1 protein-coding gene is annotated in these 223 nt (G+C 47.1%); it reads left to right on the plus strand.

Translation table 11 applies throughout. The features are described 5' to 3' along the window. Positions 1-205 (plus strand): acyl-CoA dehydrogenase family protein (locus UF75_RS26025; RefSeq protein ID WP_045577401.1); only part of this gene is annotated, 205 nt, incomplete at its 5' end. Between the last annotated feature and the right edge of the window lie 18 nt (positions 206-223).

Genomic DNA, 223 nt, shown 5'->3' on the forward strand with positions numbered 1-223 from the left:
ACGTGAACGGATTCAATTTAAACAACCTATCGGCAATTTCCAAGGCATTCAATTTATGCTCGCTGATATGGCAACCCAAATCGAAGCTTCGAAATTACTGATTTACCAGGCCGCTTCCCTGAGAATGGCTGGACTGCCGTACAGTAAACAAGCCTCCATGGCTAAGATGTATGCGAGCGATACGGCGGTACGAGGTGACTACTGACGGCGATGTTCAATTTGC

Origin of the sequence: Desulfosporosinus sp. I2 (genome assembly GCF_000960765.1) — a bacterium.
Classification (GTDB): domain Bacteria; phylum Bacillota; class Desulfitobacteriia; order Desulfitobacteriales; family Desulfitobacteriaceae; genus Desulfosporosinus.